This is a genomic window from Pseudomonas sp. RA_35y_Pfl2_P32, from assembly GCF_963970735.1.
Classification (GTDB): domain Bacteria; phylum Pseudomonadota; class Gammaproteobacteria; order Pseudomonadales; family Pseudomonadaceae; genus Aquipseudomonas.
The window spans coordinates 1-255 of sequence record NZ_CAXAQF010000442.1; the positions used below are offsets into that span (position 1 = coordinate 1).

The 255-nt window shown below is 61.2% G+C and carries 1 pseudogene; it reads right to left on the reverse strand.

From position 1 onward, the window contains the following. Window positions 1-255 (reverse strand): annotated as a pseudogene (locus AACY45_RS29080) (IS110 family transposase); the annotation flags it as partial.

Below are 255 nucleotides of genomic sequence, written 5' to 3' on the forward strand. Positions count from 1 at the left end.
AAGTGCGGTGGCGATCATCGGGCCAACCCCGCGCAGCTGCTGCAAACGGACGGCACTCGGCTCGCTTGCCGCGATTGCAGATATCTCGCTGTCGAGTTCGCCAACACGTTCATCCAGTGCGCGAAGGCCGCCCCACAAGCCATTCAGTAGCCGACGCAAGCGAACCGTCAAACCGTTATCCGCATCTTCTAGCCAGCACGGTATCGCACGACGCAGCATCAGTAACTCCTTCGGGGCGACTAGACCGTACTCGGC